Genomic DNA, 22,200 nt, shown 5'->3' with positions numbered 1-22,200 from the left:
TCAGCGCCGCACCTGCAGCGCGCCCGGGTTCACGATGTTCGTCGGCGTGCCGCGGATGTAGTTGATCACGTTGTCGAACGCGGCCCCGAAGTACAGCTCGTAGCTGTCCTGCTCCACATAGCCGATGTGGGGCGTGCAGATGCAGTTCTCCAGGCGCAGCAGCGCATGGCCCTGCAGGATGGGCTCGCTCTCGAACACATCCACCGCGGCCATGCCGGGGCGCCCGCGGTTCAGGGCGGCGATCAGCGCGTCCGGCTCGATCAGTTCCGCGCGCGAGGTGTTCACCAGCAGGGCGTTGGGCTTCATGGCGGAGAGGTCCTCCAGGCGCACGATGCCGCGCGTCTCGTCGTTGAGGCGCAGGTGCAGCGACACCACGTCGCATTGAGAGAAGAACTCCTCGCGCGTGGTCGCCACCTGCAGGCCGTCGCTCAGCGCCTGGGCGCGCGAGGCTTCGCGGCCCCACACGCGCACGTTCATGCCGAAGGCGCGGCCATAGCTTGCCACGATCTGGCCGATGCGCCCGTAGCCCCAGATGCCCAGCGTCTTGCCGCGCAGCACCGTGCCGATGCCGAAATTGGCCGGCATGGAGGCCGCGCGCAGGCCCGATTGCTGCCAGGCGCCGTGCTTGAGGTTGGAGATGTACTGCGGCAGGCGCCGCATGGCCGCCATGATCAGCGCCCAGGTCAGTTCGGCCGGTGCGACGGGCGAGCCCACGCCCTCGGCCACCGCGATGCCGCGCTCGGTGCAGGCCGCCACGTCCACGTGCGATCCCACCTTGCCGGTCTGCGCGATGAGCTTCAGCCGCGGCAGCTTCTCCACGAGCTGGCGGGTGATCTGGGTGCGCTCGCGGATCAGCACGATGATGTCGGCATCCCGCAGCCGCACCGAAAGCTGGCCGAGGCCCTTGACGGTGTTGGTGTAGACCTTGGCGGAGTAGGCGTCGAGACGCGCTGCGCAATGGAGTTTGCGGACGGCGTCCTGGTAGTCGTCGAGGATGACAATGTTCATGGAGTCCATGGGCCGCAGGCCGTGGCCGCGCGCAGGCGCCGCGCGGACCGGCACGAAATGGCGATGCAGGTGCGAGAAAAAGGAAGTGCTGCGCCGGCCGGGCAGGGCTCGACAGGGGCGACGGGCCCGGGCGGCGTGCAGGCGTAGCCGCCATTGTCGTTCATGGTGGGGCTGCCCGGCGCGCGCAGGCCCCCCAAAGCCCCCCTGCCGGGACAAGCCGTTACAAAAACCCGGGCTGCTGCCCGTGCCCCGGAGCACAGGCCTTTCGCGGCGGCCGCGGCGTCGCATGGGTGACGGGTGATTGGGGCCATCCCCAATACGTGCCCGGCCCATGGGCCGCAGGATGCGGGTTCGTACCGATCCACGGAAACCATCACCTTCCCATGCCCGCACACCACGCCTTCTGGCCCAAGCGCCTGCCGCACACCCTCACTCCGCCCGCCACCTCGCTCTGGACCAACCTGGCCGTCAGCGCGCAGCGCTACCCGGACAAGCCGGCGATGGTGTTCTTCGGCACGGCGCTGGGCTACCGGGAACTGGCGCGCGCGGCCGAGCGGCTGGCCGCGCACCTGTACACGCTGGGCGTGCGCCGGGGCGACCGCGTGCTGCTGTGCATGCAGAACTGCCCGCAGCTCGTCGCCGCCCATTTCGCCATCCTGCGCACCAACGCCGTGGTGGTGCCCGTGAACCCGATGAACCGTGCCGAGGAGCTCAAGCACTACATCACGGACCCGGACGCGCGCGTGGCCATCACCACCGCAGATCTCGCGCCCGAACTGGCCGCCGCCAGCAATGCGCTGCCGCCGGACCGCCGCCTGCAGCACCTCGTGGTCTCCCAGTTCACCGACGCCTTCGACGCGGCCTCGCCCGAGGCCCAGGCCATGCCCGAGGCCTGGCGCGACTGGCTCTGCCCGGTGCGCCCGCTGCCCGCGCTCGACGGCGGCGCGGTGCATGCCTGGAGCGATGCCATGGCCTGCGGCGCCGAGCCGCCGGCCTGCGAGGCCGGCCCGGACGACCTGGCCGTGCTGCCCTACACCAGCGGCACCACCGGCCTGCCCAAGGGCTGCATGCATCCGCACCGCAGCATCATGCACAACGCCGTCGCCAGCGCGCTCTGGGGCACCGCCACCTCCGAGAGCGTGACGCTGGCCGTAGTACCCATGTTCCACATCACCGGCATGGTGAGCCTGATGCATTCGTCCATCTATGCCGGCGCCACGCTGGTCATGATGCCGCGCTGGGACCGGGACCTCGCCGGCCGCCTCATCTCCCGCCACCGCGTGACCAACTGGACCAACATCCCCACGATGGTGATCGACCTCATGGCGAGCCCGCGCTTTTCGGAGTACGACCTCTCCAGCCTGGTCTATATCGGCGGCGGCGGGGCCGCCATGCCGCAGGCCGTGGCGCAGCGGTTGCTGGAGCAGTTCGGCCTGCGCTTCTGCGAAGGCTATGGCCTGACGGAGACGGCCGCGCCCTCGCACACCAACCCGCCGGACCACCCCAAGCAGCAGTGCCTGGGCGTGCCGTTCATCAGCACCGATTCGCGCGTGATCGACCCGGACACCCTGCGGGAGGTGCCCGTGGGCGAGCAGGGCGAGATCGTGATCCACGGCCCGGGCGTGTTCAGCGGGTACTGGAAGCAGCCTGCCGCGACGGAGTCGGCCTTCATCGAGATCGACGGCAAGCGGTTCTTCCGCTCGGGCGATCTCGGCCGCGTGGACGAGGAGGGCTATTTCTTCATCACCGACCGCCTCAAGCGCATGATCAACGCGAGCGGCTTCAAGGTCTGGCCGGCCGAGGTGGAGGCGCTCATGTTCCGCCACCCCGCCGTGCAGGAGGCCTGCGTGATCGCCGCGCGCGACAGCTACCGCGGCGAGACGGTGAAGGCCGTGGTGGTGGTGCGGCCCTCGCACCGCGGGCAGGTGTCCGAGGCCGAGATCATCGCCTGGTGCCGCGAGAACATGGCCGTGTACAAGGTGCCGCGCGTCGTGCAGTTCGCCGATGCGCTGCCCAAGAGCGGCAGCGGCAAGGTGATGTGGCGGCAGCTGCAGGAGGTGGAACTGGCCGCGGCACCGGCCGCCGCGCAGGCCCCGGCGGCCTGACGCCGCGCGGAGCGGGGGGGCTGGAGGGGGCAGGGCGGCCGGCTCAGTGCCCGGTCGCTGGCTGCGCCGGCACGCCCCGGCCGTGGTGCGCCGACACCAGCGTCTGCAGGTCGCGCTCCAGCAGGGCCGGGTCGCCGAGCTGCAGTTCGATCACGCGGCGCAGGTGGGTGGCGCTGTCGAGGTCCATGGTGTGGCCCTGCAGGCCCGCGCAGTGGCCTTCCACGTGCACCAGTTCGCCAGACATCGCGATCTGCTCCTCGCCCGCCATCAAGGGGATAGAGAGCGCGCAGGGGGCGCCCGGCGGCAGGGCCTGGCCGGCGGGCAGCTCCAGCAGCGCGCCGCGCAGGGAAACGTCCAGCACGTGCACGTCGAAGGTGCCGTGGCCGCTCACGGCAAGGCGCGCGGGCGCCTCGAAGGCGACTCGGACATAGTGGCGGCGTTCATGGGCCATGGTGTTCTCCTGGAGCGCGCCACTGCCGGCGCTGCGCCCACGGATGCTACTGCAGCCGCGTTTGCGGCGGCGCAAGCTGCCGCTGAAATTCCGGCACCGCGTTCTTCCGGTGCGCGCGCGGCATGCCGGGCGGGGTTAAGCTCGCGCCACATGGCGCACATCACGTTTCCCCCTCCCTACCTGCGGCCCGAACAGGTCGCCGACCACCTGCGCAGTACGGGCTACGCCGTGCTGAGGCCCGAGGACACAGCCGCCTGGATCGGCGTGCCGCTCGCGGCGCTGCAGGCGCTGCATGCGGACTGGCCCTCGCTGCCGCCCGATGAATTCCTGAAGGACGGCGGGCGCTACCGCCGGCGGCGGCATTCCTGCTTCGTGGCCGACGAGTCCGGACTGCGGCAGGTGCCGCACCGCGCCCACTGGCAGCCGCTGGACTACAACGCCCTGCACGGCGGCATGCAGCGCTGGTTCGCGCCCATGCAGGATGCCACCGTGGCGCAGCCGGCCTGGCAGCAATTGCTGGCCGCGCTGGCCAGCCTGTCGCAGCAGGCGCTGGCCGACGGCCCCGAGCGCTGGTTCCTGGAGGCCCACCAATTCCGCATCGACACCACCGACGGCATCGGCCGGCCCACGCCCGAGGGCGCGCACCGCGACGGCGTGGACCTCGTGGCCGTGTTCCTGGTCGGCCGCGAGGGCGTGAAGGGCGGCGAGACGCGCATCTTCGAGGCAGCCGGCCCCAGCGGCCATCGCTTCACCCTCAGCGAGCCCTGGTCGCTCATGCTGCTGGACGACGCCCGCATGATCCACGAGACCACGCCGATCCAGCCCCTGGGGGATGCGCCGGGCTGCCGCGATACGCTGGTGGTGACCTGCCGGCGCGGCGGGTTCCAGGAAGAGGGCGGGGACAAGGCGGGGGACAAGGCCGCAAGAACCCCTGCTGCTTGATGCGAATCAACCCGTGGCCGGCGCATTGCGGCACACTGGTCCCATCGGTTCCATACCACCATCGACGAAGGAGAAGTTCATGTTCAAGCACATCCTCATTCCCGTGGACGGTTCGCCCACTTCCATGATGGCCGTCACCAAGGCGGCCGGCCTGGCCAAGACCTTCGGCTCCCAGGTCACCGCCGTCTATGTGGTGGATCCCTATCCCTTCACCGGCGTGGGCGCGGATTTCGCCTACGGCCAGTCGCAGTACATGAATGCCGCCACCTCGGAGGCGAACACCGCGCTGGACGCCACGCGCAAGGCCCTGGAAGAAGCCGGCGTGGCCGTGACCACCGTGATCGGCGAGGGCCATGCCGTGCACGACGGCATCCTGCGCGCGCTGGAGAGCACCGGCGCCGACCTGATCGTCATGGGCTCCCATGGCCGCCGCGGGCTCGAGAAGCTGGTGCTGGGCAGCGTCACCCAGCGCGTGCTGGGCGTGGTCCACGTGCCGGTGCTGGTCGTGCGCGACTGACGGGCCCCGCCAGCAGCGGCATCGCGCTGCGGCGCACAGCGGCTCCCTCGTGGAGCCGCTTTTTTCATGGGCCCGCGCACGGCGCGATCACCGCTACAGGGTCCGGCTGTTTTGTTGATGCGTTGGATGATTGTTCTTGGCGGTGGGTGGGGTTTTGTTCATGAATAATCCGGACGCGCTGCGGAGGGTTTCTCGTTGCATTGATTCGCCGGGATGATTTACCGGTGTTTTGTTTTGCGTGTGCGTAATTTGATTTGCGAATTATCGATGCAGGGAAATTCGTGATCGGTAAAAAACACCTCGCCGCAATCGGTATGCTCGTGGCGCTCATGTCCGGAAATGCCCATGCAGTGAATTGTGGAGCTGGGTTCCGCTGGGCACGGACCATTGCTTCGAGATATGGGGGAGCAACAACGTTCTGGTCCCCACGCCGAGAAAGGTCAGCTGCAGATACATTCCGGGCGCTCCCCTGGCCGAGCGCCTGCATCCTGTCCGTGCAGTGTCTCCGGGCTACATCTCCGTCTTCGACCCCATCTCCACCACCGCGTTGTTCGGCAGTTTCAGGAAATCCGCCGCGGAACTGGCGCTGTGGTGCATCTGGGCGAAAAGCTTCTGCCGCCACACGGCCATGGCGGCGCCCAGCGTGGGCACGACGGTTTCGCGCGCCAGGAAATAGCTCGTGCGCATGGGGTCCAGCAGGCCTTCCAGTTCCCCGGCCTGCTGGAGGGCGCGGGGAATGTCCGGCTCGTCCATGAACCCGAAGCGGATCCGCACGCTCCAGGCGCCGTCGGTGAGCGGCTGTACCGCCACCTGCTCCCGCAGCGGGATGCGGGGCACGTCGCCGGCCTGGACGTGGACGAACAGGTTGTGGGCGTGCAGCACCTTGTTGTGCTTGAGGTTGTGCAGCATCGCCCCGGGCACCACGCCGGCATGGGCGGTGAGGAACACGGCGGTGCCGTCCACGCGGGTGGTTCCGGTCGCTAGGATCGATTGCAGGAAGGGCTGCAACTCGATCGCCTCGGCGTTCTGGCGCTGGCGCAGCAGGCCGCGGCCGTCGTGCCATGTGGACATGACCAGGTACAGCGCTGCGGCCATCAGCAGCGGGAACCAGCCGCCTTCCGCGATCTTCAGCGAGTTGGACGCGAAGAAGGCGACATCCACGCAGAGAAACGCCCCGGTGGCCGCGATGCACAGCGGCAGGGGCAGCTTCCAGCCATGCCGGATGACGAAGAAGGTCAGGATCGTTGTGATGACCATGACCAGGCTGACCGAGATGCCATAGGCCGCGGCCAGCGCGTTGGAGCTGCGGAAGGCCACCACGGCCAGCGCCACCCCGGCGAGCAGCGTCCAGTTCACCATGGGCACGTAGATCTGCCCGGATTCGTTCTCCGAGGTGTGTCGCACCGACAGGCGCGGCAGGTAGCCCAGCTGGATGGTCTGCTTGGCCGCGGAAAACGCGCCGGAGATGAGCGCCTGCGACGCGATGACGGTGGCGGCCGTGGCCAGCAGCACCATCGGCAGCGTGGCCCAGCCCGGCATCATGAGGAAGAACGGGTTGGCGGAGGCGGACGGCGTGCCGAGCACCAGCGCGCCCTGGCCGAGGTAATTCAGCGTGAGGCAGGGCATGACCAGCAGGAACCACGCCAGCCGGATCGGGCGCGCGCCGAAATGACCCATGTCGGCGTAGAGCGCTTCCGCGCCGGTCACGCACAGGAAGACCGCGCCCAGCGTGATGAAGGCGATGCCGTAATGGTCCAGGCAGAACGCCAGCGCGTGGTGGGGCAGGAGCGCGGCCAGGACCTCGGGGCGCGCGGCGATGTGGGGAATGCCTGCGAGCCCCAGGCATGCGAACCACACGAGCATGGCGATGCCGAAGAACCGCCCGAGCCGCGCCGTTCCCCAGCGCTGGGCCACGAAGAGCGCGAGCAGCACGGTGAGCGAGATCGGCAGGATGTAGGGCGTGGCGTGGGTGGTGACGACCTCCAGCCCCTCGACCGCGGAGAGTACCGAGATCGCCGGCGTGATGACGCCGTCGCCGAAGAACAGCGCCACCCCGAAGACCCCGACCGTCATCAGCGCCCGCTTCAGGCGCGGCCGGTCCTGCACCGACTGCGTGGCCAGGGCCAGCAGCGCCATCAGGCCCCCTTCGCCATGGTTGTCGGCCCGCATGATCAGGGCCACGTACTTGACCGAGACGACCACCGTCAGGGTCCAGAAGAAGAGCGAGAGGATGCCGATCACGTTGGCAGGCGTGATCTCCAGCCGGCCGGCGGCGAACACCTCCTTGAAGGCGTAGAGCGGCGAGGTGCCGATGTCTCCGTAAACCACCCCGATCGCGGCGATCGTGAGCGCGGTGAGCGAGGTCGGCGTTTTCGTGTCTGCCATGGCGGATGGGAAAGTGTCTGGGTCGGCGACGGGTGGACAGGACCGCATCAGAACACATTTCGACACATCATGGCAGAGCCATGAGGAGGGCAATCTTCCGCAGGGGCTGCGAGCGGGGACCCCACGGCCACTTGAGGCACGGCCGTGGCCGGCCGGTGGCTCGGGCCCCTTACTCGATCTTCGCGCCGGACGCCTCGACGATGCCCTTCCACTTGGCATAGTCCGCCTTGATCAAGGCGGAGAACTGCGCGCTGGTCATCGTTTCGGGTTCGGCGCCCTGGGCCTGGATGGCAGCACGCATGTCGGGCTGGGCGAGCAGCTTGTTGACCTCGGTGTTCACGGTGGCGACCACGTTGGCGGGCGTGCCGGCGGGGGCGAGGATGCCGTACCACGAACTCACGTCGAAGCCCTTGTAGCCGGACTCGGCCACGGTGGGCACGTCGGGCAGGGACGAACTGCGCTTGATCGAGGTGACGGCGAGCGGCCGCAGCTTGCCGGACTTGATCTGCGCCATGGCGGATGGCACGGAGGACACGAGCAGGTCCACGTTGCCGGCCAGCGCGTCCATGAGGGCCGGGTTGGATCCCTTGTAGGGGATGTGGCTGAGCTTGATGCCCGCGGCCTTCTCGAACAGGTCGCCCGCCAGGTGGATGGTGGTGCCGTTGCCGGGCGAGCCGTAGGTGATCTTGCCGGGCTCGGCGCGCGCGGCGGCCACCACGTCGGCCAGCGTCTTGAAGCGCGAGTTGGCGCCCGTGGCGATGATCACGGGCGTATAGGCCACGTGGGCGATGGCGACGAGGTCCTTCGTGGGGTCCCACGGCAGGTTCCTGTAGAGGTAGGGTGCGACGACGAGGTTGTCCTTCTGGCCCATGACGAGGTCGTAACCCGTGGGCGCGGCCTTCACGGCCTCGGTGATGCCGATGGTGCCGCCTGCGCCCGCACGGTTGTCGGGCACCACCGTCCAGTGCAGCGTCTCCGTCAGCTTGGTCGCCACGAGGCGGGAGAGGATGTCCGTGCCGCCGCCGGGCGGGAAGGGCACGATGAGGCGCACCGGCTTGGCCGGATAGGCATTGCCCGCGGGAGCGGGGGCAGCCGTCGGTGCGGTCTGGGCGGTGGCGGTGCCCAGCGCGAAGGCGAGGGCGGTGAACGAAATCAGCGAACGGATCATGGGTGCTTGTCTCCGGGAAAGGAACGCCTGCTGCGGACGGACGGGTGGCCTAGTTTCTCATGCATGTGGACGCTCAGGCCTCGCGCACGTCGGCCACCGGCGCATCGCCGAAATCGGGCCGCGCGAGCCGGGCCAGCACGCGCGCCGCGGCCTCGTCGGGCGAGGTGAGCATGCCGGTCGACTTCAGCTGGGCGAAGTTCTGCACATCGGGGAACACCTGGGGGTCGGCGCCGCGCAGGTGGACCTGCATGTCCGTGTCGATCACGCCGGGCGCCAGCGAGCACACCCGGGCGCCTCCGGGCTGCCGCGCTTCGTCCAGCGCCAGGCAGCGCGTGAAATGGTCCATGCCGGCCTTGGCCGCGCAGTAGGCCGATTGAGAGGCCATCGGCCGCCGCCCGAGGCCGGAGGAAATATTGAGCACCTTGCGCGGCAAGCCCCAGCCGCGCGTGGCGGCCAGGAACGCGGCGGTGAGCTGCATGGGCGCTTCCAGCCCGATGCGCAGGGCGTTGGCGAGATCGGCCGGGTCGCTGTCGGCCAGCGGGGTGATGCGCGGCACCACGCCCGCGTTGTTGATGAGCGTGGCACTGGCGTAGCGGCCGGCCGGCTGGCTTTGCAGCCAGTCACGCAGCCGCGCGGCGGCCTGGGCGCCATCGGCGAGGTCCTGCGGCCATTGCGCCAGCGGCATGCCGGTGCGCCGTGCGATGTCCTCCAGCTCGCTGCTCGTGCCGCGCGAGAGGGTGACGAGCGCATGCCCGCCCTGCAGCAACTGCCGGGCCATGGCCAGGCCCATGCCGCGCGAGGCGCCGGTGAGCACGACCAGGGGCAGCGGCCCGGGCGCTGCCGCGAAGCTGGGGGAGGAAGAGGGGGAAGCGGAGGTGTCCTGCATGGTGCCGCGATGGTACTGCGGCACGGCGGTCAGAACGGCGCCGGCAGGTCGAAGGCGAGCGGTGCTCCGGTGCGCGGATGGGTGAAGGCGATGTGCTGTGCATGCAGCAGCAGCCGCGGCGCGAGTGCCTGCACGTCCGGCGGGGCGTAGAGCGTGTCGCCGAGGATGGGTTGGCCGATGGCCGCCATGTGCACGCGCAACTGGTGCGTGCGGCCTGTGACGGGCTCCAGCAGCACGCGCAGCGTGCCGTCCACCTCCATCACGGGACAGGTGCCGGCACCGCCTCCAGGCGCGGCGGGACGCCAGCGTGTCAGGCTGGCTTTGCCGCCCGGCGCGCCGTGGGGAACCACGACGCGCAGCGGCCGGCGCTCCCAGTCGGCGGCGATGGGCAGGTCGATCTCCCGCCAGGCGTCGCCGTCTCCGGCCGGATGCGGCGCATGCACGACGGCGGCATAGCGCTTGTGCACCTGGCGCGCGGCGAAGGCATCGCCGAGCGCGCGCTGGGCCTGCGCATGGCGCGCCATCACCACGATGCCGGAAGTGGCCTGGTCGAGCCGGTGCACGATGCAGGCGCCGGGCCAGTGCATGGCTGCACGGGCGCTCAGGCAGTCCTGCTTGTCCGGGCCGCGGCCGGGCACGCAGAGCAGGCCGGAGGGCTTGGCCAGCACCAGCAGGTCATCGTCTGCATGCAGGCAGGTGGGGGGCGCGCCGGCATCGGCCGGAGCCTGCGCCGGCAGGGCAGCGTTCACGCCGGCCGGCCGTGGACCAGGCGGTCCACCGTGGCGCACAGCTCGTCCACGTCGTTGGGCTTGTGGATCAGCGCGCTCGCGCCTTCGGCCAGCGCATCTCGCTCGATCTCCGCCGTCACGTGCCCCGAGGCGAGCGCCACGGGCAGGTCCGCGCGGATGCGCTTGGCCTCGCGCACCAGGTCCACGCCGCAGTAGCCGGGCATGTTGTAGTCGGTCACGACCAGGTCGTAGGCCTGCGGGTCCGCGCCCAGCGCCACGGCGGCCTCGCGCGGGTCGGTGAAGCCGCTCACGCGGTAGCCGCGGCGGCGCAGCAGTCGCTGCACCAGGAAGACCAGGGCCTGGTCGTCGTCCACGTACATCACGTGGCGCTGGCGTTCGTCGGGCGCGCCCGCCGCAGGTGCGGCGGGGCTGGCCGCCGGTGCGGCATCGCCCGCGGGCGCGGCGGCAGCGGGCGCCGGCTCGGATTCGGCCTCCGCCGCCGGGAAATACAGCGTGAAGCGGCTGCCCTCGCCGGGTGCGCTCTGCACGTCCACCGCGCCGCCGTGGGTGCGCATCACGCCGTGCACCACGGCCAAGCCCAGTCCGGTGCCCTGGCCGACGGGCTTGGTGGTGAAGAACGGCTCGAAGATGCGCAGCTGCGTGGCGGCGTCGATGCCGGGGCCGTTGTCCACCACGCTGATGGCCACGTACTCGCCGGGTGGCAGCGCGAGGCGCTCGCACAGGCGGTGGTCGGGCTGCATCGCCGACGCCTCCACGCACACCGTGCCGCGCGCATCGCCGATGGCATGGATGGCATTCGTGCACAGGTTCAGCAGGGCCTGCTCCACCTGGGTGGCATCGGCCAGCAGGGCGGGCAGATGGCGGTCCAGGTGCAGGCGCAGCTCGATGGCCGGCGGCAGGGTCACGCGCAGCAGGCGCTCGGTGTCGTGGATGGCCTCGGCCACCGGCACGGCGGTGCGCCGGGGCGGCTCGTTGCGGCTGAAGGTGAGGATCTGCCGGACGAGGTCGCGCGCGCGCCGGCCGGCCTTCTCGATCTCCCGCAGGCTCTCCAGCACCGGAGAGCTGGAGGCGCAGTCCGCCTTGGCCAGTTCCACGTTGCCGAGGATGGCGCTCAGGATGTTGTTGAAATCGTGCGCGATCCCGCCGGCCATGGTGCCCACGGCCTGCATCTTGTGGGATTCGCGCAGCTGCGCTTCCAGTTCGTTGCGGTGCGCCTCGGCCTTCTTGCGGCCGGTGAGGTCGCGCGCGAACACGGTGGTGGTCTCGCCCTCGGCGTGCCGCTCGAAGGACACGCTCACCTCCACCGCCAGTTCCTTGCCGCTGGCGGTGAGTGCCACCATTTCGCCGAGCACGGCCTGGGTGGCCAGCTGGGCGAAGGCCAGGGCCTGGACGGCATCGGGCAGGAAGCGGTCGAGCGGGCTGCCCAGTGCGTCGGCCGTGGCGCACTGGAACAGGGCCGCGGCCGTGGGGTTGAAGACGGTAATGCGCTGGTTCTGGTCCACGCAGATGATGGCGTCCAGCGCGGAGTTGATGACGGCCTCCAGGCGGCGTTCGCTGGCGTAGAGCTGGGCGTTGCGCTCCTGCAGGGCCGTGGCGCTCTGCTGCAGGGCTCGGCGTTCGGCCACCAGCGGGCCCTGGTCCACCACGGCGCAGAGGAACTGCCACTGCTCCGGGGTGCCGTCCGCCTGGGGGGCCTCGATGCGCGCGATGTACAGGTCGCCCGTAATGCCCGCGTCCCCGTCGCCGATGGGGAAGAGTACCTCGCTGGCCTCGCCGTGGCCATGGTCCCGGGCCTGCTCGAACGTGGCGCGCACGCGGGCAGCGTCCGCCGCGCTGACGAAGGGCATGAGCGAGGTCAGGGGGCGGTCGGACTCGGTGGGCTGGAACCAGCGGTGCGCCATCGAATTGGCCTGCACCACCATGTCGTGCTCGTCCAGCACCATGAGTGCCAGGGGCACGCTGGCGAACAGCGTCTCGAATCGCTCGGATGCGCTCTCCGCGGCGGTCTGGCTGTAGCGCAGCACCTTGTTCTGCACCTCCAGCTCGGCCTGGTAGGCGCGCAGTTCCGCGATGAGCGCGGCCACGGGGCCTTCCGGATGCGCAGACGGGCGGCGGTGGCCGCCATCGCCGGGCAGTGCTGCAGGCTCACCAGCCGTGCGCGCAGGCTCGCCGCCGGACGCAGCCCCGCGGTCATCTTCCGGATCGGGCGGCAGCAGGAAGGACAGGTCGGGGCGGCTCATGGGCGGCTCGGGCGGCCCGGCGGTTCGCGCCGGGGCGGTGTGCGGAACGCGGCGGTGCCGCGGGCGAGCCTTCCAGTGTACGCCCTGCACCGCGCCGCGCGTGGCGGCCGCGCCAAGGCTGGTTCGGCGGCGCGGCAGTGCAGCGGCTCGGCCAGGGTCCGGCCAGGGTGGTGCGCCAGTCAGGGCGCGGCGTCCTGCATGCGGCGCATCGGTGTGGCCACCGCCGCCAGGGCGGCCAGCACCACCAGGGTGCCGCCGCAGAGCAGGAAGAGACGGCCCGGCGGCACGACCAGCAGCAGCCAGCCCGTCGCCGCCGAGGCCACCGGCTGCAGGCCCATGAAAATGAACATGAACAGGCCCATGGTGCGCCCGAGCAGCGCGGGGGGAACGCGCTGCTGGATCCAGGTGAACAGCCCCACCTGCATGAAGCCGCCCAGCAGGCCCACGCTGCCCAGGAGCAGCGCCCCCTGCCAGACCGCCGAGATGCTTCCCAGCGGCGCGATCAGCAGGCCCGCGACGGCATCCACCGCCAGCAGGGTGGTGCCCAGGTTGACGAGCCGCAGGCGGGGCAGCGTGCCCGCCGCGACCATGCCGGCCAGCGTGCCCGCGCCGTGCATGCCCACCAGGATGCCGAACGCGGCGGCGCCGAGCTGCGGCTGGCCGTGGGTGAGCACGGGCAGGGCGATCTGCGTCGGCCCCATCACCAGGATCGACAGCAGGCCCCAGTACAGGAAGCAGGTGCGCAGCGGCCGGTCGTGCCAGGCATGGGAAAGGCCCTGGGCCACGGCGGCCAGTACCGCGCCGCCGCCCGGAGCCGCGCCGGGCGCGGACGCATGCAGCCGCACCTGGCCGAGCATCCATGCGGACACCACGAAGCTGAGCGCGTCCACCGCGAAGGCGAAGCCGATACCTGTGCGGTCCGCCGCCTGCGTGCCCGTGCCGCCGAAGCCCGCGATCAGCAGGCCGGCGAACAGCGGGCCCACGGACATGCCGACCTGCCGCAATCCCATGCCGATGCTGTTGGCCGCGTGCAGCTGTGCCCGGCCGACCACGCGCGGCGTGATGGAGGTGGCGGCCGGGATGCTGAAGGCGGTGGAGACACCGAGCGCGAGCGACAGCGCGTAGAGCGCCCAGAGCGGGCAATGGCCGGTGAGCACCAGCGTGGCCAGCAACCCGGTCAGCGCGGCGTTCAGCCAGCGCGTCAGGCGCAGCACCCGCAGCGGCGAATGCCGGTCCACGATGGCGCCGCCGACGAGGATGAAGACGGCGCGGGGCACGCTCATGAGGGCCAGCACGGTGCCCAGCACGCGCGTGTCGTCCGTGGTCTGCAGCACCAGCCAGGGCATGGCGATCAGCGAGAACTGGTCACCCAGCAGGGACAGCGCCGAACTGGCGGTGAGCCACCGGAAGCCGGGGTTGCGCGACAGCGGCTCGCCGGGCGGCGGGGGCGCGCAGGAAGGGGAATTCGATTCAGAAGCCATGGCCCCGACTGTGAAGCCTCACGTTGCGTGAGGGTCAAGCGGGTCCCGGGGCCTGTTGCGCGAATGCCTGCGCGCATTCCAGATAGGCACGCGCCGCCTCGCTCAAGGGGGTGCCTGCACGCAGAAGGGGCTCGCTGGCCGCCGCCACGATCAGCTTGCGCCGCAGTTCGGGGTCCTGTTGGGTCAGCGTGTCGAACAGGGCTTTCCAGCGCCGGCATGCCGCCAGGGCAGCGTTGCTGGACGGCGGCACCTGCCGTGCGATCAGTGCCTGCACTTCCTCGTCGAGTGCCGCCCAGTCCGTATAGGGAACATGCCCCAGGCGGTACAGGTCCGGCAGGTCGATGTAGCGGGTAAGCAGCGCCACGCGCAGCTGGATGGCGGATTCGATGTAGGCGATCATGTCGCCGGAGGGCGCATGGTTGCGGCCCTGGGTGCCCGGCTCGGTGCGGAACATGTGGCCCCAGCGGTCCAGCAGGTCCATGTCGCCGTCCATCCAGTGCAGCATCAGCGCCATCCAGCGGTAGGCCAGCCGCTGCACCTCCGGGTCATGGGGGGGCAGACCGCGGTCCATCGCGCCCCGCACGAGGTCGCGCACCACGTTCCAGTCGGCCTCGATGCGCTTCCAGTTGCCGAAAATGCGCTGCAGTTCGGCGGCGCTGAAATACTTGCCGTACGTACCCATCAGGGCCAGCGTGTCCAGCCAGTCCCCCATGCCGGGTGCCGGTCCGGCCACCAGGCCGTTGCGCAGCAGCGCCAGCCGGCCGCGCAATTCGGTCGCCTGGGCGATCTGCCGGTCCAGCGCCTGGATCTGCTGGGCGATGATGGATTCCGGGTCCGGCCCGCCGCCCTGCAGCAGGCCGGCAATGTCGCCGAGCGGCAGGCCGAGGTGGCGCAGGGTCTGGATCGCATGCAGCCGCTGCACGTCCGCCTCGCTGTAGAGGCGGTAGCCGGATTCCGTGCGCGCGGAGGGCCGCAGCAGCCCGATCTCGTCGTAATGGTGCAGTGCGCGCACCGTCAGGCCGGTGCGCCGGGCCAGCTCGCCCACCCGCAGCCGCTGCATGGCGCGCGTCCCCGCTCAGCGGCGAACGGAGACCAGTTCGACCTCGAAGCGCAGCGTGGCGTTGGGCGGGATCACGCCGCCGGCGCCGGCCGCGCCGTAGGCGATGGCGGGCGGGCAGGTGAGGCGGGCCTTGCCGCCCGGCTTCATGCGCTGCACGCCCTCGGTCCAGCAGGGGATCACGCGGTTGAGCGGGAATTCGGTGGGCTCGCCGCGCTTGTAGGAGCTGTCGAACTCCTTGCCGTCCATGAACGTGCCGCGATAGTGCACTTTCACCACGTCCGTGGCCTTGGGCGATTCGCCCGTGCCTTCCTTGATCGACTCGTACACCAGGCCGCTGGCGGTGGTGACGGGGGCCGATGCGGCAGCGGCCGAAGCGGCGGGTGCAGCGGGCGCGGCAGGGGCGGCGGTGGGCTTCTGGGCGCAGGCGGTACCGGCCAGCAGGATGGCGGCGAGAGCGGGCAGGAAGGTCTTCTTCACGGTTCGGGTCTCCGGTCAAAAGACGCGATGGTAGCCGGCCCGCGCCGCCGTGCATCGCTGCCGGCGCGCGCAGTCACGGCCACCGCGCGGGCCCATGCCCAGGCTCATGCGAAGTCGGACACCGGCACGCAGCTGCAGAACAGGTTGCGGTCGCCGTACACGTTGTCCACCCGGCCCACGGGCGACCAGTACTTGGCCTGCCGCAGCGCCGCGACCGGATAGGCCGCCGCATCGCGCGGGTAGGGGTGCGTCCACTCGCCGCCCAGCAGGCTGTGCGCGGTGTGGGGCGCGTTCTTGAGCGGGTTGTCGTCCTGCGGCCATTCGCCCTGCTCGATGCGGCGGATCTCGCCGCGGATGGCGATCATGGCGTCGATGAAGCGGTCCAGCTCGGCCAGCGTCTCGCTCTCGGTGGGCTCCACCATGAGCGTGTTGGGCACGGGGAAGGACAGCGTGGGCGCGTGGAAGCCGTAGTCGATCAGCCGCTTGGCGACGTCCTCGGCCATCACACCGCTGGTCTCCTTGAAGCCGCGCAGGTCCAGGATGCACTCGTGCGCCACGTGGCCGTTGGCGCTCGCGTACAGCGTGGGGTAGTGGTCCTTCAGGCGCGCGCTGATGTAGTTGGCCGAGAGGATGGCCGTCTCGGTGGCGGCGCGCAGGCCGTCCGGGCCCATCATGCGGATGTACATCCAGCTGATCGGCAGCACCGCGGCGTTGCCCAGCGGCGCCGCACTGACGGCCCCCGTGCCGCCCGCCACGCCGGCCGTGGCATGGCCCGGCAGGTAGGGCACGAGGTCTTCCACCACGCAGACGGGGCCCACGCCGGGGCCGCCGCCGCCGTGCGGGATGCAGAAGGTCTTGTGCAGGTTCAGGTGGCTCACGTCGCCGCCGAAGGCGCCGGGCGCGGCCACGCCCACCATGGCGTTCATGTTGGCGCCGTCCACGTACACGCGGCCGCCATGGCGGTGCACGAGCTGGCAGAGTTCCTTCACCTGCGTCTCGAACACGCCGTGCGTGCTGGGGTAGGTGATCATCACGCAGGCGAGCCTGTCGGCATGCTGCTCGCACTTGGCGCGCAGGTCGTCCATGTCGACGTTGCCGTTCGCGTCGCAGGCCGTGACCACCACCTGCATGCCCACCATCTGCGCGCTGGCCGGGTTGGTGCCGTGCGCGCTGCTCGGAATCAGGCAGATGTTGCGGTGGCCCTGGCCCTGCGCCGCATGGTAGGCACGGATGGCCAGCAGGCCCGCGTATTCGCCCTGCGATCCGGCATTGGGCTGCAGGCTGATGCCGGCATAGCCCGTGGCCTGGCAGAGCCAGGCGCGCAACTGCTCGTCGAGCTGGCGGTAGCCCTCCAGCTGGTCGGCGGGCGCGAACGGGTGCACCTGCGCGAATTCCGGCCAGGTGATCGGTATCATCTCGCTCGTGGCGTTGAGCTTCATGGTGCAGCTGCCCAGCGGGATCATGCTGCGGTCGAGCGCGAGGTCCTTGTCCGAGAGCTGGCGGATATAGCGCAGCATGCCCGTCTCGGAATGGTGGGTGTTGAACACCGGGTGCGTGAGGAAGGCGCTCGTGCGAAGCAGTTCGGCGGGAATCAGCGGGCTCACGCCGCCCGCGAAATCCTCGATGCGGGGCAGGGCCTGCCCGTCGGCGGCGAAGATCGACCAGAGCAGTTCGACGTCGGCCCGCGTCGTGGTTTCGTCGAGCGAGATGCAGAGGTAGTCGTCCCAGGCCACGCGCAGGTTGGCGCCGCGCTCCACGGCGCGGGCCAGCAGCGCGCCGGTCTGCTCCTTCGTGTGCAGGCACAGGGTGTCGAACGCCGACTCGTGGTGGTGCGCGGTATGGCCGAGCGCCACGAGGCCCTTGGCCAGGATGGCCGTGAAGCTCGCCACGCGCTGGGCGATGCGCTTGAGGCCTTCGGGGCCGTGGTACACGGCGTACATGCTGGCGATCACCGCCGGCAGCACCTGCGCCGTGCAGATGTTGGAGGTGGCCTTCTCGCGGCGGATGTGCTGCTCGCGTGTCTGCAGCGCGAGGCGGTAGGCCGGCTGGCCGTGCACGTCCACGCTCACGCCCACCAGGCGGCCGGGCAGCGAGCGCTTGAAGTCGTCGCGGCAGGCCATGAAGGCGGCGTGCGGGCCGCCCGCGCCCATCGGCATGCCGAAGCGCTGCGTGCTGCCCACGACGATGTCCGCCCCCCATTCACCGGGCGGCACCAGCAGCGTGAGCGCCAGCAGGTCGGCGCAGACGATGGCGGCGGCCTGCTTCGCATGGATCTTCTCCACGTCGGCGCTCCAGTCGGCGAGCCAGCCGCTGCTGGCCGGATACTGGATCACGGCGGCGAAGAAATCGCCCTCGAGCGCGGCATTCCACTCGGCCTCGGAGTTCGCGATCACCACGCTGATGCCCAGCGGCTCGGCGCGCGTGCGGATCACCTCGATGGTCTGCGGATGCGTGTCGCCCGAGACGACGAGCGTCTGGCTCTTCGACTTCACGGAGCGCTTGGCGAGCGTCATGGCCTCGGCCGCGGCCGTGGCCTCGTCCAGCATCGACGCGTTGGCGATGGGCATGCCCGTGAGGTCGCACACCATGGTCTGGAAGTTGACCAGCGCCTCCATGCGGCCCTGCGAGATCTCGGCCTGGTAGGGCGTGTAGGCGGTGTACCAGGCGGGGTTCTCCAGGATGTTGCGCAGGATCACGCCCGGCGTGTGGGTGCCGTAGTAGCCCTGCCCGATGAAGCTGCGCAGCACGCGGTTCTTCGAGGCGATCGCCTTGAGTTCCGCGAGCGCCGCCGCCTCGGTCGTGGCGGGCGGCAGCTGCATCGGCTCGGTGCGGGCGATGGAGGCCGGCACGATGCCGCCCACCAGCGCCGCGCGCGACGCCTCCCCGATGACGGAGAGCATGCGCTCCTCGTCCGCTGCATCGATGCCGATGTGGCGGGGCTGGAATTCGGCGGCGTTTTCGAGCGCGGAGAGCGGCGGAAGGGTGGACGTGGGCATGGGAGAGGTCCCGGTCAGCGGAAAGAGGGGAAAAGGAAAAACGAAAGGGGTGTGCCCTGTGCGAGCGCTCCGCGGCGGACCGGCCCGGGGCCGCCCGCCACCGGGGCCGGATCAGGCGTTCTTGGAGAACTCGGAGTAGGCCGTCTCGTCCATGAGCGCGTCCAGCTGCGACGCATCGGACAGGCGCACCTTGAAGAACCAGCCGTCGCCCAGCGGCGCGCTGTTGGCGAGCGACGGGTCGGCGCGCAGTGCCTCGTTCACTTCGACGATCTCGCCGGACACGGGCATGTACACGTCGGCCGCGGCCTTGACGGACTCGACCACGCCGGCCACTTCGCCCTGGGCGAAGGTCTTGCCCACCTCGGGCAGATCGACGAACACCACGTCGCCCAGCGCGTCCTGCGCATGGACGGTGATGCCGACGATGGCGGCGCCGGTGTCGGCGGCGTTGATCCACTCGTGGTCGCGGGAATACTTGACGGTCATGGGGGCTCCTGGAAGAAAGGTCCGCGGAAAAAAGGCGGTCGGAAAACAAAAAGGATGCGCGGTCCCGGAAGGGCTCCCGCGACTGCGACTGTAGCCGCGGTGGATGGCACGGACGGCGTGCCACCATCCCTCCGGCAGTCAGCCTCGGTGGTAGCGGGCCGGCAGGAACGGCATGGGGCTGACTTCCATCGGCACGGCCTTGCCGCGCACGATCGCGTGCACCACGGTGCCGGGCGCGGCGAATTCCGGCGCCACGTAGCCCATGGCGACGGGCTGGTTCACGCTCGGGCCCAGCAGGCCGCTGGTCACTTCGCCGATGGCCGTGCCGTCGGTGCTCTGCAGGGCCGTATGCTCGCGCACGGGCACGCGCTCGCGTGCCACCAGTCCCACCCTGCGGCGGGTGAGCAGCGCCGGGTCGTCGATCTGCGCGAGCACCTTGTCGGCGCCCGGAAAGCCGCCTGCGCGCGCGCCGCCGGTGCGCCGCACCTTCTGGATGGCCCAGTTCAGTGCGGCCTCGGGGGGCGTGGTGGTGGTGTCGATATCGTTGCCGTAGAGGCACAGGCCGGCTTCCAGCCGCAGCGAGTTGCGCGCGCCGAGGCCGATGGGCTTCACCTCGGGCTGGGCCAGCAGCGCGCGGGCCAGCGCCTCGGCCTGGGCGGCGGGCACGGAGATCTCGAAGCCGTCTTCGCCGGTATAGCCGCTGCGCGTCACGTAGCAGTCGCAGCCGGCGATCTCGAAACGCCCGCCCGTCATGAACACCAGCGACCCCGTGCCGGGCGCGAGGCGCGCCAGGGCTGCGGCGGCCTGCGGGCCCTGCAGGGCGAGCAGGGCCTGGTCGGGCAGGGGGATGACCTCGCAACGGCCGCCGATGCGCTCCTGGATGTGGGCGATGTCGCCGGCCTTGCAGGCACCGTTCACGATCACGAACAGGTCGTCGCCGCGATTCACGAACATCAGGTCGTCGATGATGCCGCCTTCGTCGTTCAGCAGCAGGCCGTAGCGCTGCTTGTGGAGTCCGAGGCCGATCACGTCCACGGGGATGAGGGTCTCGAAGGCCGCGGCGGCGTCGGGGCCGACGAGGCGCAACTGGCCCATGTGCGAGACGTCGAACAGCCCGGCGGCCTGCCGCGTGTGCAGGTGCTCGGCCATCAGGCCGGCGGGGTATTGCACGGGCATGGAATAGCCGGCGAAGGGCACCATGCGGGCCCCGAGTTCGAGGTGCAGCGCGTGCAGCGGCGTGGTGTGCAGGGAGGCGGATTCGGCGGACATGGGCGGAGCGGGCCTTTCAGTCAGGCAGGGACGGACGACGCGCGTGCCGCCATGGGGCGCCACGCCTGTGCCCGCTGTCCGCTTTACCTGAGAGATTCACCACGCCGTGCGCGCTGCCATGGGGGCGGTGCGTTGCGGGGCTTGCTCCTTCGGTGGGCCTGCCAAGCTTGAGGCAGGCCTCTCTCCAGCCGGGGAAACGCCCGCATCCCTGCGGGCGCCTTGCCAGTCCTTTTGCCTGAGCGTTCGGGGTTCCCTGCGCCTTCGGCGGCGCCGGCCACCCGTTGCGGGCGCGGCGCTCTCTCCTGACCCGGCGGATTCTAACGGCAGCGCGAAGCCCCGCGGCGCCGGTGGAGCAGGTTTTTCGGGCGGTGTGCCAAGCACCCCGGTCCGGCGGTAACCGGCCGGGGCCTTGCCATTCGCACGCGCCCCGGTAGGGGCGCCCTGTGGAGGAAATTGTGCCGCCTGGGCCGCCGATGGTTTTTCCGTATTTCCAGAAAATGGCGCGATGCAAAGAAAAATCTTCTGCAATCTGGCGAATATCTGCACAATCCTTCCATGGATCGTATCGACCGGAAAATCCTCGCCGTCCTGCAGGCCGACGCCCGCGCCAGCCTGCAGGACATCGGCCAGGCCGTGGGCCTGAGCCCGTCGCCCTGCTGGGCGCGCATCCGCCGCATGGAGGAATCCGGCGTGATCGAGGGCTACACGGTGCGCCTCAACGCCCAGGCGCTCGACCTGGCCGATACCGTGCTGGTGCAGGTCACGCTCGACAGCCATTCCGACAACACCCTGGAGAAGTTCGGCGAGACGCTCGCGAGCATTCCCGAGGTGGTCGAGGCGCATCTCGTCTCCGGCGACTATGACTACCTGCTGCGCGTCGTGGTGAAGGACACGCGCGACTACGAGCGCCTGCTGCGCGAGAAGCTCTACAAGATCAAGGGCATCCGCCACAGCCGGTCGAGCTTCGTGCTGCGCACGCTCAAGAAAGCCGACCTGCCCCTGCGCGCGGACTGAACGATGGCGCAGAAGTGGGCGCCGGGGCCGCGCCGATGCGGTGTCGAGCTTCTTTGGAGCAGCTCACAGGACCCAGCGAAGCGGTTCTGGCGAGGCGCCGCATCGCAGGCAGTACGCGTAGTACGACCAGATGAGGCAACGACGCCAGAAGGGTCCTGTGGGCTGCTCTCAGCCCAGCAGCAGCGCGTCGTCCGCCAGTTGCTCGCCGCGCACCTTCTCGAACATCTGCAGCAGGTCGGGCACACCCAGGCGGCTGCGTTCCTCGCCCGACACGTCCAGCACCACCTGGCCCTGGTGCAGCATCACGGTGCGCTGGCCCACGTCCAGCGCCTGGCGCATGCTGTGCGTGACCATCATGGTGGTGAGCTGGTTCTCGGCCACGATGCGGGCCGTGAGCTGCAGCACGAAGTCGGCCGTGCGCGGGTCGAGCGCGGCGGTGTGTTCGTCCAGCAGCAGGATGCGCGAGGGCTGCAGCGCCGCCATCAGCAGGCTCACGGCCTGGCGCTGGCCGCCCGAGAGCAGGCCGATGCGGTCCGTGAGGCGGTTCTCCAGCCCCAGGCCCAGCGTGGCGAGGCGTTCGCGGAAGGTCTCGCGCTGCTGCGCCTTCACCGCGCCGCGCAGGCCGCGCAGCGTGCCGCGCTGCTGCGCGAGCGCCATGTTCTCCTCGATGGTGAGGTCTTCGCAGGTGCCGGCCATCGGGTCCTGGAAGACGCGCGCCACGCGCCGGGCACGCGCCCAGACGGGCTGGCGGGTGACGTCGTCCCCATCGATGGCGATGCGGCCCGTGTCCACCGGGAGGTCGCCGGAGATCGCGTTCAGGAACGTGGATTTGCCGGCCCCGTTGGAGCCGATCACGGTGACGAATTGCCCGGCCGGGATGTCCAGCGACATGCCGCGCAGCGCGCGCGTCTCGATGGGCGTGCCGGGGTTGAAGGTGATGTGCAGGTCTTGTGCGCTCAGCATGGT

General features: G+C 70.4%; 18 protein-coding genes and 2 riboswitches. Of the genes, 4 read left to right on the top strand and 14 right to left on the bottom strand.

Annotated features, from left to right (window positions below):
- Positions 1 to 1,008, bottom strand: coding sequence for a D-2-hydroxyacid dehydrogenase family protein (locus T336_RS0101490; protein ID WP_026431236.1), 1,008 nt, complete (start codon positions 1,006 to 1,008; stop codon positions 1 to 3).
- A 383-nt stretch (positions 1,009 to 1,391) separates the two neighbouring features.
- Between T336_RS0101490 and T336_RS0101485 the strand changes: the two genes are divergently transcribed.
- Complete coding sequence (locus T336_RS0101485) at positions 1,392 to 3,113, top strand: long-chain fatty acid--CoA ligase (protein ID WP_026431235.1); 1,722 nt, start codon at positions 1,392 to 1,394, stop codon at positions 3,111 to 3,113.
- A 43-nt stretch (positions 3,114 to 3,156) separates the two neighbouring features.
- Here T336_RS0101485 and T336_RS0101480 read toward each other — a convergent pair whose 3' ends face one another.
- Entirely contained in the window at positions 3,157 to 3,564 is a 408-nt protein-coding gene (locus tag T336_RS0101480) for a PilZ domain-containing protein (protein ID WP_026431234.1), read from the bottom strand.
- 150 nt (positions 3,565 to 3,714) lie between these two features.
- Between T336_RS0101480 and T336_RS0101475 the strand changes: the two genes are divergently transcribed.
- Positions 3,715 to 4,506 carry a 2OG-Fe dioxygenase family protein gene (locus T336_RS0101475; RefSeq protein WP_026431233.1) on the top strand — a complete coding sequence of 264 codons (792 nt, stop codon included), beginning with the start codon at positions 3,715 to 3,717 and terminating at the stop codon, positions 4,504 to 4,506.
- Between the two features lie 79 nt (positions 4,507 to 4,585).
- Positions 4,586 to 5,023: a universal stress protein gene (locus T336_RS0101470; protein WP_026431232.1), complete on the top strand. Its 438-nt coding sequence runs from the start codon at positions 4,586 to 4,588 to the stop codon at positions 5,021 to 5,023.
- Positions 5,024 to 5,533: 510 nt separating this feature from the next.
- Here T336_RS0101470 and T336_RS0101465 read toward each other — a convergent pair.
- The 11 genes from T336_RS0101465 to gcvT all read right to left on the bottom strand — a co-directional run bounded on the left by T336_RS0101465 (position 5,534) and on the right by gcvT (position 20,220).
- Positions 5,534 to 7,408, bottom strand: a complete 1,875-nt coding sequence (locus T336_RS0101465; RefSeq protein ID WP_026431231.1) for a potassium transporter Kup — start codon at positions 7,406 to 7,408, stop codon at positions 5,534 to 5,536.
- Between the two features lie 169 nt (positions 7,409 to 7,577).
- A complete protein-coding gene (locus tag T336_RS0101460; protein WP_026431230.1) occupies positions 7,578 to 8,576 on the bottom strand; it encodes a Bug family tripartite tricarboxylate transporter substrate binding protein in 999 nt (332 codons plus the stop codon).
- A gap of 73 nt (positions 8,577 to 8,649) precedes the next feature.
- Entirely contained in the window at positions 8,650 to 9,462 is an 813-nt protein-coding gene (locus tag T336_RS0101455; RefSeq protein ID WP_244883850.1) for an SDR family NAD(P)-dependent oxidoreductase, read from the bottom strand.
- A gap of 29 nt (positions 9,463 to 9,491) precedes the next feature.
- Positions 9,492 to 10,211: an RluA family pseudouridine synthase gene (locus tag T336_RS0101450; RefSeq protein ID WP_026431228.1), complete on the bottom strand. Its 720-nt coding sequence runs from the start codon at positions 10,209 to 10,211 to the stop codon at positions 9,492 to 9,494.
- On the bottom strand, positions 10,208 to 12,451 hold the full coding sequence (locus T336_RS0101445) for a PAS domain-containing hybrid sensor histidine kinase/response regulator (RefSeq protein WP_026431227.1): 2,244 nt from the start codon (positions 12,449 to 12,451) through the stop codon (positions 10,208 to 10,210). The genes T336_RS0101450 and T336_RS0101445 overlap by 4 nt, the downstream gene beginning before the upstream one ends.
- 179 nt (positions 12,452 to 12,630) lie before the next feature.
- Positions 12,631 to 13,932: an MFS transporter gene (locus tag T336_RS0101440; protein WP_019700578.1), complete on the bottom strand. Its 1,302-nt coding sequence runs from the start codon at positions 13,930 to 13,932 to the stop codon at positions 12,631 to 12,633.
- A gap of 34 nt (positions 13,933 to 13,966) precedes the next feature.
- Positions 13,967 to 14,992, bottom strand: coding sequence for a MerR family transcriptional regulator (locus tag T336_RS0101435; RefSeq protein WP_026431226.1), 1,026 nt, complete (start codon positions 14,990 to 14,992; stop codon positions 13,967 to 13,969).
- 15 nt (positions 14,993 to 15,007) lie between these two features.
- Positions 15,008 to 15,469 (bottom strand): FKBP-type peptidyl-prolyl cis-trans isomerase, encoded by a 462-nt coding sequence (locus tag T336_RS0101430; protein ID WP_026431225.1) that lies wholly within the window; start codon positions 15,467 to 15,469, stop codon positions 15,008 to 15,010.
- 104 nt (positions 15,470 to 15,573) lie between these two features.
- Positions 15,574 to 18,465, bottom strand: a complete 2,892-nt coding sequence (gene gcvP, locus T336_RS0101425; protein ID WP_026431224.1) for an aminomethyl-transferring glycine dehydrogenase — start codon at positions 18,463 to 18,465, stop codon at positions 15,574 to 15,576.
- A gap of 111 nt (positions 18,466 to 18,576) precedes the next feature.
- The gene (gcvH, locus tag T336_RS0101420; protein WP_019700582.1) at positions 18,577 to 18,951 is read right to left on the bottom strand and encodes a glycine cleavage system protein GcvH; all 375 of its coding nucleotides are present in this window, start codon (positions 18,949 to 18,951) and stop codon (positions 18,577 to 18,579) included.
- Between the two features lie 138 nt (positions 18,952 to 19,089).
- Positions 19,090 to 20,220 carry a glycine cleavage system aminomethyltransferase GcvT gene (gene gcvT / locus T336_RS0101415; RefSeq protein WP_019700583.1) on the bottom strand — a complete coding sequence of 377 codons (1,131 nt, stop codon included), beginning with the start codon at positions 20,218 to 20,220 and terminating at the stop codon, positions 19,090 to 19,092.
- Positions 20,221 to 20,284: 64 nt separating this feature from the next.
- Positions 20,285 to 20,418, bottom strand: a riboswitch (glycine riboswitch).
- A 19-nt stretch (positions 20,419 to 20,437) separates the two neighbouring features.
- Positions 20,438 to 20,535, bottom strand: a riboswitch (glycine riboswitch).
- 240 nt (positions 20,536 to 20,775) lie between these two features.
- Here gcvT and T336_RS0101410 point away from each other — a divergent pair.
- Positions 20,776 to 21,234 (top strand): Lrp/AsnC family transcriptional regulator, encoded by a 459-nt coding sequence (locus T336_RS0101410; protein ID WP_011796218.1) that lies wholly within the window; start codon positions 20,776 to 20,778, stop codon positions 21,232 to 21,234.
- Positions 21,235 to 21,402: 168 nt separating this feature from the next.
- Here the strand turns inward: T336_RS0101410 and T336_RS0101405 are convergent, their stop codons facing one another.
- The gene (locus T336_RS0101405) at positions 21,403 to 22,197 is read right to left on the bottom strand and encodes an ABC transporter ATP-binding protein (protein ID WP_019700584.1); all 795 of its coding nucleotides are present in this window, start codon (positions 22,195 to 22,197) and stop codon (positions 21,403 to 21,405) included.
- Between the last annotated feature and the right edge of the window lie 3 nt (positions 22,198 to 22,200).

Source organism: Paracidovorax oryzae ATCC 19882 (assembly GCF_000687165.1).
Classification (GTDB): Bacteria; Pseudomonadota; Gammaproteobacteria; order Burkholderiales; family Burkholderiaceae_C; genus Paracidovorax; species Paracidovorax oryzae.
This window is presented reverse-complemented; position numbering and strand designations above follow the sequence as displayed.